Annotated in this window: 9 protein-coding genes; all 9 read left to right on the top strand. The window is 55.9% G+C overall.

Annotation, left to right across the window (positions count from 1 at the left end; genetic code table 11):
- Positions 1–302 precede the first annotated feature (302 nt).
- Positions 303–707, top strand: coding sequence for a DUF3768 domain-containing protein (locus tag Q0816_RS25595; protein ID WP_298856075.1), 405 nt, complete (start codon positions 303–305; stop codon positions 705–707).
- Positions 708–927: 220 nt separating this feature from the next.
- Positions 928–2,793, top strand: coding sequence for a ParB N-terminal domain-containing protein (locus Q0816_RS25600; RefSeq protein ID WP_298856077.1), 1,866 nt, complete (start codon positions 928–930; stop codon positions 2,791–2,793).
- A gap of 115 nt (positions 2,794–2,908) precedes the next feature.
- Complete coding sequence (locus Q0816_RS25605; RefSeq protein ID WP_298856079.1) at positions 2,909–3,202, top strand: type II toxin-antitoxin system RelE/ParE family toxin; 294 nt, start codon at positions 2,909–2,911, stop codon at positions 3,200–3,202.
- Positions 3,203–3,207: 5 nt separating this feature from the next.
- Positions 3,208–3,498, top strand: a complete 291-nt coding sequence (locus Q0816_RS25610; RefSeq protein WP_298856081.1) for an addiction module antidote protein — start codon at positions 3,208–3,210, stop codon at positions 3,496–3,498.
- Between the two features lie 22 nt (positions 3,499–3,520).
- On the top strand, positions 3,521–4,063 hold the full coding sequence (locus tag Q0816_RS25615) for a hypothetical protein (RefSeq protein WP_298856083.1): 543 nt from the start codon (positions 3,521–3,523) through the stop codon (positions 4,061–4,063).
- A 247-nt stretch (positions 4,064–4,310) separates the two neighbouring features.
- On the top strand, positions 4,311–4,913 hold the full coding sequence (locus Q0816_RS25620) for a methyltransferase (RefSeq protein ID WP_298856085.1): 603 nt from the start codon (positions 4,311–4,313) through the stop codon (positions 4,911–4,913).
- Between the two features lie 710 nt (positions 4,914–5,623).
- Positions 5,624–5,824, top strand: coding sequence for a hypothetical protein (locus tag Q0816_RS25625; protein WP_298856087.1), 201 nt, complete (start codon positions 5,624–5,626; stop codon positions 5,822–5,824).
- Positions 5,825–6,296: 472 nt separating this feature from the next.
- Complete coding sequence (locus Q0816_RS25630; protein ID WP_298856089.1) at positions 6,297–6,716, top strand: ribbon-helix-helix protein, CopG family; 420 nt, start codon at positions 6,297–6,299, stop codon at positions 6,714–6,716.
- Positions 6,713–8,548: a relaxase/mobilization nuclease domain-containing protein gene (locus Q0816_RS25635; RefSeq protein WP_298856091.1), complete on the top strand. Its 1,836-nt coding sequence runs from the start codon at positions 6,713–6,715 to the stop codon at positions 8,546–8,548. Before Q0816_RS25630 ends, Q0816_RS25635 begins: the two co-directional genes overlap by 4 nt.
- The last annotated feature ends 139 nt before the right edge of the window (positions 8,549–8,687 follow it).

Consider the following 8,687-nt stretch of genomic DNA (forward strand, 5'->3'; position numbering starts at 1 on the left):
CTCCCGCAGGATCAAAGATCCTTTGGCTTCTTTTGTTGGTCAGGCGGGATTTGGACAAGCCAAACGCCACCCGATGTCAGGGGGAAGGCGCGGCCTCCCCCCTCGGACAAGACAAATAGACAAGACCGTGTCCTCGCGCGTTGCGCTGCGGGCCGCACCACTCTTGTCGATTTGTCCTGTCTCGCCCCTCTCCGCGTTCGCCACGGGGCAGGTTTTAGAGACGACGCCCTTTCAGGGCTCGGCTCAAAACCAGCACCAAGGGGGACCAGCCCCGGAGGTCGCATGACATAGGAGAGACGGATTTGAACAGTGAAGCAACAAAAGACATTGAGAATGACACCGGCCTTCGGGCGGCTGAAATCGCAGCCCAGAATGATCTGTTCCGGAAAGCCCTGATCGATCCGACTACAGCGATTGAGATGCACTCCAACGGCATTCAGGGTCAAGTTCTCGTCACACCCGGCGTGTCAGGCGAAGGGATGGACTTCCAGACAGCTGCCTTGACGGCGGTGGCGTGGGATGACCAGTTTGACGAGGGTAACGATCCCTATGGCGATCACACTTTCGGAACGGTGATGGTCAGCGGCCAAAAGCTGTTCTGGAAAATCGATCTTTATGACGTGGATTACAAATACGGCTCTGACCGCCCGTTTGATCCCGCAGTGACGCGTCGTGTTCTAACCATCATGTGCCCCAGCGAATACTGATCCCAAGTCCAAACCAGAAAGGAGGTGAGTTCATGAACCCATACACCCTCGCGCGTCAACGTCAGTTGGCTTGGAGCAATCTCAAGAAGGGCGGCCTATCCGGCAAGATCGCCCGCGCCTTCTTGAAACAACACGCAGCCGCCTAAGCGGCCCCGCTCTACCCCGGAAGGGGTAGGGCACCCTTAACACGAAGCAAATCACTCAAACAAGGAATTGCCCCATGAGCAAAGTCGAAACATTCACCGCACCGGAAACCATTGAAACCATCCCTCTATCCGATCTCTACCTGTCTGATCTCAACCCGCGACAGGAGGTCGCCGAGGAAGGCATCGCCCTTCTGGCCGACAGTCTGGTCATGTGCGGCCTGATCCAGAACCTCAGCGGTCTGCGCGATGCGGATGGCAAAGTAGCTATCGTTGCCGGTGGCCGTCGTCTGAGGGCTTTGAACATCGCCGTGACCGAACGTGCTGATCTGGCACAGGTTCCGGTGAAAGTCTCAGACAATCCGTTTGTGGCCGAACAATGGGCCAATGCAGAGAATACCGCCCGCGAGGAACTGGACCCGGTGGACGAAGTCCGTGCCTATGGCAAGATGGCTGAGAAATCCCTGTCTGTCGCCAAGATCAGCAATGCGTTTGGCGTGACCGAGGCACATGTGCGCCGCCGCCTCGCACTGGCGGGTTTACCCGTCGCCGTTCTGGACGCGCTCAAGGCTGGCGAAGTCAGCATGGGTCTGGCCAAGGCTATGACTGTCAGCACCGAAGAAGAGAAAATACTAGACGTGCTGGAACAGGCCAAGGAGTGCCGGTGGTTCAGTGAACATGATGTGAAACAGGCCCTGACGTCGGAGGCCGTCAGCAGCACCAACCGCAAGGCCGTGTTTGTGGGCCAAAAGGCCTATGTAATAGCAGGCGGCACCGTCACCGCTGATCTCTTTGCTGATGAAACCCTGTTCAATGAAGGCGAGCTACTGGACCACTTGTTTGCTGAAAAGCTGGCGGCAGAAGCAGAGAAACTGCGCGAAGCGGAAGGCTGGGACTGGGTGGAGACCCATGATGAAAGTTATATTCCCTATGGGTTTTCAGGCACCGCAGGCATGCACCGTCTGGATATGGTGAGCCGGGAGTTCACCGAAGAACAGGCCGAACGGTATGACGAACTGATCGAACTCTATGAAGCCGAGGCTCTGGACGCGGAGGGTGAAAAGGAACTCGCAGCGCTCGAGGACTATGCTGCGCCGTTCTATTCTGACGATCAGCGCAAGCTGTCCGGCGTATTCCTCTATGTCAGCAACACTGGCGAGATCAAAACAACATCGGCCTATGTCGCGGCAGAACATATGCAGGCTGCCATTGAGGCGGGTGTACTGGCCCCGGTCAAAGAGCCGGAGATCAAAGAAGCACCTAAACCGGCCTATTCGCAGAAGTTCATCGATGACATGGTGGCGATCCGGCTGGCGGCGGTTCAAACGGCCCTACTGGACAAGCCTGACTATGTGTTGAGCCTGTTTGCCTTCTCCACCACCCCGGCTTCCGGTCTGACCAGCAATCTGTTTGGGTTTGGCTATGGTGGCGCTGAACGGAACACACCTGAGATCGATGACCAGTTCATCCTCGACCCGCGCCTCGGCGGGGAGCGGGATGAGGCCGCAGACGCAGCCTATGACCAATTCCAGGAGATGGCCGCAAAAGGCAGCGTCGAGGCGTTCAAGGCGTTTCGCGAACTGGGCAAGAAGACCCGCAATGGAGAGATCACAGGTTTTCTGGCCCGGCGGTTCCTGACCCAGCGCGCAGAGTTCATGGCAGAGATCGAGGGTGAAATCGAAGCGAACATGCGCGCGATCTGGACGCCCTCGGCTGAGAACTGCTTCAAACGGCTGAAAGGCTGGCAGCTGGATGATCTCTACAAACACCTGCTGGACCTGCATGTCGACACCGACATGTTCAAAGCCTTCGCGAAATCCAATAAAGGCGCAAAGAACGAGGCGATGCACAAGCTGTTCAATGATCCGGAGCAACAGATGGCACTGGGCGTGACCGAAGCGCAAAAAGCCCGGATCGATGCCTGGGTTCCAGATTGCTTCTGAACCCAACAGGGCAGGGCGCGTTGCGCCCTACCTTTCAGCTGCGTTGTTCTCTTTTAAGTCAATGCTTTACGTAGCTTTCACTTGAAAGGATGTAGCTTGTAGGCTACATTTGGTTATGATAGAAATTCGTAAGACTGACCTGTTCGATAAATGGCTCAAGGGCTTGAAGGACCAAAGAGCGAAAGCCAGGATTTTGGTTCGTATCACGCGGTTGAGCCTGGGCAATCCCGGTGACGTGAAGCCGGTTGGTGAAGGTGTGAGCGAACTGCGTATTTCTGAGGGTAAGGGGTATCGCGTTTACTACGTGCCGCGCGGTGACGTTTTGATCATTTTGCTCTGCGGGGGAGACAAGTCATCCCAGCAAGCGGACATCAAAACTGCCAAAGCGATGGCAAAAGAGTTGGAGTGAAAAACATGGGTGTCAAAACAACGAAGTTCGAAGCGGCTGACTATCTGGACAGCCCCGAAGCCATTCAAGCCTATCTTGAAGCGGCTTTCGAAACCAGTGACACGGCCCTGATCGCATCAGCTCTTGGTGATGTTGCCAAGGCTAAAGGTATGTCGAGCGTAGCCGACAAAGCTGGCCTGTCTCGGGAAAGCCTCTATCGCGCACTTAGCGAAAACGGCAATCCCGAATTTGGCACCATCCTCAAAGTGCTGAGTGCTGTGGGTGTGACGCTCACCCCGAAAATGCACGTGAGTTAACCGTTTTAGAAGGCAACCCGCCATGTCTACCGATGCAGCTCTTTCAACAGCTGAAAAGACCATTCGCCGCGTTTGGAGATCCGCGCAGATGTTTGTTGGGTTTCACACGGATCAGAAGGGCAAGCCGCGCGAACAGCCAAAGCTCTGGCCGCCAAAGAACGGGAGCGCCTCGATCCATGGTGACCCCAGTGCGCAGGAAGCGATTGTTGTTGTCAAATCCGCTGATCCAGAGACCGCTCAAGACGTGCAGATCAAGCTGCATCCTAACCGTATTGTTGTGCGCCGCGACGCGGATATGTGGTGGCAGGGTGTGGCCGTGGACGAGCATTCCGTGACTGTGAGGATGGCCGACAACACGATCATCGAAATCCGGCATGACGGGTCGGTGAAACGCCGCTCGGCGGAAGATGAAACCCATGTCGAAGCCGATGGCAGCATCTTCAAGTTCACCGAGTTTGCTGAGGCGCATATGACGGGTGACGGGGTGGAAATGACCCGGCGCACCGAGGATCGGATTGCCACGATCACAGCCGACGGTGTTGTCGATCGTGCGCGCCAGCGGTAGCCTGTTCTCAATACCTCGAGACTTTCCTTCGGTTTAACTTGTGGCCCGCTTCGGTGGGCCTCTTTCTTGTGTGCAAGACCGTCGGCAGAGGCCTCTCCGAGGCTGCGTTATTTGCCTCCGATGAACGTTTCGAACCCATATTGACTGTTGTCGTCAATCTCGCCAATGTCGTGCGTTCACATTGGCGCATCGATCTCGGCGTGCATGTGTCGAAGCCGACTCAAATCCACAAGGAAGCGCAAGCGATATGACTGACGACTGGAACAACTATGCGGATGGTTGGGACGACAATAGCGACGTCAGACGCTATGCGAGTCTCGCTTTCACCACGCTGGACGAGTACCTGGATATTCGTGGGAAGGATTGGCAATCAAAATGCGTGCTCGACTTTGGATGCGGCACCGGATTGCTGGCGGAGAAAATCGCACCGCATGTGGAGGAAGTTGTCGCCGTCGATACCTCGGAGAATATGATTGCGGTCCTAAAGGCCAAGAACCTGCCCAATGTCAGGGCCGTTCACGGAAATATTCTGGCTGGAGATGTTCGGGAGGTGGAGAACGGGTTTTCAGGTTTCGATTTGATCTGCGCTTCATCCGTTTGCGCTTTTCTCCTAGATTACAGTGGCGCCGTGGCGGTGCTGGCGGGTTTGCTCAACAAGGGTGGGCTGTTCATACAGTGGGATTGGCAAGCGTCAGATGATGACGGCTTTGGATTGACGACCCATCAAATGAAAACCGCGCTGGAGACGGCACGACTTGGCTCCATACGGGTCGAACGAGTATTCGAGATCAATTCTGATGCGCAGACAATGCCCGTTTTGATGGGAGCGGGGATTCGAAATAAGGAATGATCTTGTGTTTGGATGAGTGAACAACCATTGCGTCCAGTTAGCCGACCTACGGTATGGCTCGAAATGCGTTAAAGGCCTAAGAACGGATGGTTTATCCGTCCCTGCAAGTTTCCTGGTTCAATTCGAAAGTTGAACCAGGATCGGGCCGCAAAGCTCAAATCCGAATTTTAGCGGCGGTTGCTTGGCTCGACCCCGCCACGTCAAATTGAGTCCGGCTGATTACATGATCCGCGCTTGCGCGGATCAGGGCCGGACCGTCCGGTCTTTGGCCTCCGCCAATTGGAAAGGGCGACTTTTGCCACCGGTGATCCTCCCACCTTTGCCACGCGGGTCATACTGGCTCAGAAAGGCCACCTGAACTTGGAACTGTACACCGCGCCCGTGTCGGACCGAGGTGACGTTGCTGCCACAAATCGCATCGCTTTGTTCAAATGACCCCCGCAGCGATCCCAGAACGTCCTTCCTTTCACTTGGCCTGACAGTTTCAACCTCGTTGCCGGAGAAGATTCTCGGCTGCCGTGTTTCTGAAGAGATGAACATAAACGGTCAGTCGGGGAAGACGCGCGGCGCCCGGCACGGGCGCTGCGCTTCAACAGGGAATTTCCCCTGCGCCTGCGGCGCATTCCGCGCGGATCAAATTCCCTGCTGACATCCCCTTGATGCCCGCTTTTCCCATGTTCATCGAAACACTCCATAGCGAGGATCAAACAATGGCAACTCAAACTCTGAAACTGAACGTGAAGACCGGTGAAAAAGAAGGCAAGACTTTCTGGGATCGCTGCGGGGTTCTCTTCGTCAATACCGATGAGGCCGGCAACATCACCTCGATCCAGGTCAAGCACAACATGTTTCCCGGTGTCGAGATGGTGGCCTTCCCGAAGCGGGTCGATGACGAGCCTGTCACCGAGTGACGAGAGGGCAGGGCGGCGCAAGCCGCCCTTTCCATTGCTCCGGCCATAGCCCGGACCACATATGCGCCACACTTGGCGCGCGGCCCAACGGCCGGGCAGGGACACCGTCCCACCACAACTCAGTTATGCTCAGCCCTGCCACACCCGCCGCGGTAGCGGCGGGAAACTGAGCGCGCTGAGGCGCGCAAAAAATGCCATAATGAACTTGAATGTGCCGGTATGTGACGGGCGCCGTTCGGGCAGCCCATGCGGTGCATGATTGCCCTGCGCCAGTCCACCGGCACCCACGCCTGCTGGCTGGAAAAGGGGCGGGACCCTTTTCCCGGCGTGGAGATTGCCTCCAAGAGCAAAACTGTTCCGAGGGCAATTTGAGAAAATGCGGATTTCTAAAATCACCCCCGGTTTCCTCTTGGAGTGTATGACAGGATAAGGTAGTTGTGTTACAAACTCAAAATACAACCAGAGGTATGCATTGAGTAAGCCCACCGATACCACTGTCTTTTCCGTGCGTTTGCCTTTGGATGCGCTGGAGCGTTTGGAAGCGGCTGTGACCGCGCTTGGTGCCAAGAGCCGCAATCAGATCATCCAGCGACTGATCCATCGGTTGATCGGCTATCTCGATCCTGACCCCGCTGTTGTGGATCTCTGGCAGAAGCACTTGCGGCAGGTTCAAGGCGGATACACCAACCTCAATCAGCTTGCGAAATCGGCCAAGCGCGGCACGGTGATCTGGACGGATGACGACCGCCGGGACGTCGAAAATCTCCATCGTGCGATCATTCAGCACCGGCAAGACCTGAAGGCGATGATCACAGCGGCCCGCCGAAACCGTGAGCCTGAATCCGCCATTCGCCGGATCTTGCGCGACGACGATTGGACACCTGAAGAATGAACGCCGCAGCCCGCAACCTGACAGCAGGAGATTTCCTGGAGCTTGCCTTCCGTGAGGCTCAGAAAGGTGTCGATCGTTCTAATCAGATCAATCAGCAGCTGCAGATCGCCAAGCGCATGAAGTTCATGGTTTCGCGGGCCTCATCCATCAAGGCGCGGCTTGGTGCCGTGGTTGGAAAGCCCGAAGCAGTCGTGAAACACGTTCGCAAAGGTGGGGTGAACAACGCGCACGAGCTGCGCCGCCAGATCAATTACCTGACCGTCAGGGCAGAGGGTGTATTGGACATTCGAGACAATGGCGTGACCCCGCTCGATGCGGATCAGGTCAGTGATTTGATCGAGACCTGGGCGGAGGATTTCAACGGGAAAACCAACTACGGTTACACCCGTCACATGATCGTTTCTTTTCCCGAAGGCACCTATCCGGACGCCGCTCATGAGGCCGGTTTGGAGTTCGCAGATCGTTTGTTTGGAAGCGGTGATTTTGGCGATACCTGGGACTATCTGACCGTGTTCCACAACGACACCGATAACCCCCATGTCCACATTGTTGTGAACAACCGAGGCGTCGAGCATGGGCAGTGGCTCGCTATGGGAATGAGCAGCGAAATGAACATCGATGTCCAGCGCTCTATCCAGGTCGAGGTTGCTGAGGAATACGGAATTGAGCTGACCGCAACGACCCGCCTTGAGCGCGGACTGCGGCAGGAAGTCGAGACCGATACGTGGAAAGTTCAGGCCGGAATGTCGGTTGTTGAAAGTACCCCGGAAGTCGAAGTTACGGCCCGCGACATGGCCGGTGATGTGATGACTCTATCCATCGCAAGAATGTCGGATCTGTTTGATGAGCGCGCCAACGCCATCAAAGACCGGATCGAAGAGTTTGCCATCCAACTCGTTGAATGTGAGGAACCTATGGTATCGAGAATGGAACATCTGCTGGATCAGGCCCATCATTTTGATGACTATGGCGAGCCGGGAGACCCGTCTTATGTGTCCCCCGAAGTCATGAGCAACTTGCGGCGACACATCGAATTAGGCGGTTCTGAGGAAACAATCGCGCCCGAGCTGAAGGCTCAGGTTGTTGCCCATATCAGCGACGTTCGGGACAACGAACAGAGCCATCCGTATCTGTCTGCCCTTGCTGATATTGTCGATGACAAGGAGTTCCAGGCGTCCGCTGATTATGCCCCGGCAGCACGCCGCTACGAGGTCTATATGAAGGACAACGTGGGCGAGGGGGCCTATGAGGACTTCCAGTCTCAGACCAAAGAATTGCTGCAATCAATCGACAAGATGGAAGGTCTTGCTCGTGAGGTTGACGACCCAAATCTGCGTGTCGCTATGGACATTCAGATTGGCGAGCTGAAGGGCGACGTTGCGGATCTGCGCACTAACGATCCAGACCTTCAAGCCTTCATCATCGAGGACCGGCGCTATTCAACGATGATGGGAATGGGCACTGCCGAAATGGATGTCTTGGATTATTCAGAGGCCGAACAGTGGGCGGCGATCCGCAAGGAAGTCATCGACACGGCCAGCAGCTACGGCCTCGATGGCGAGGCGTTCGTTGCCCGCTTTGGCGACCATCACAACGTCACTTTGGGCACTACAATGGGATGGCGCAGCGACGACATTTCGACCGCCGCAGCCCACTTCCACGCTCAAGGATTGTCGGACAGCCACGACCGAGCAGAGGCCGTTGTTGACGAGCTGCACCAGCTTGCTTCTTCGAAGATCATCGCAATCTCAGAAGAACTTTCAGACGTTCACGCCCATGCAACGCACCCGCTCTTGCAAGGGCGCGGTGACGATGACGGTCACAGCCTATAGGATTCCACCCGGTCTGCCTGATGAGTGCGCCAACGCTCTGAGCAGATCCATCACTGAGTTATCCATCAACTCGCAAAGGAAAAACTATGGTTTCGCGTACAGACTATCTTTTGAACGAAGTCGAACACTTCGCACCCTA

Source organism: uncultured Ruegeria sp., from assembly GCF_947497005.1.
Taxonomy (GTDB): Bacteria; Pseudomonadota; Alphaproteobacteria; order Rhodobacterales; family Rhodobacteraceae; genus Ruegeria.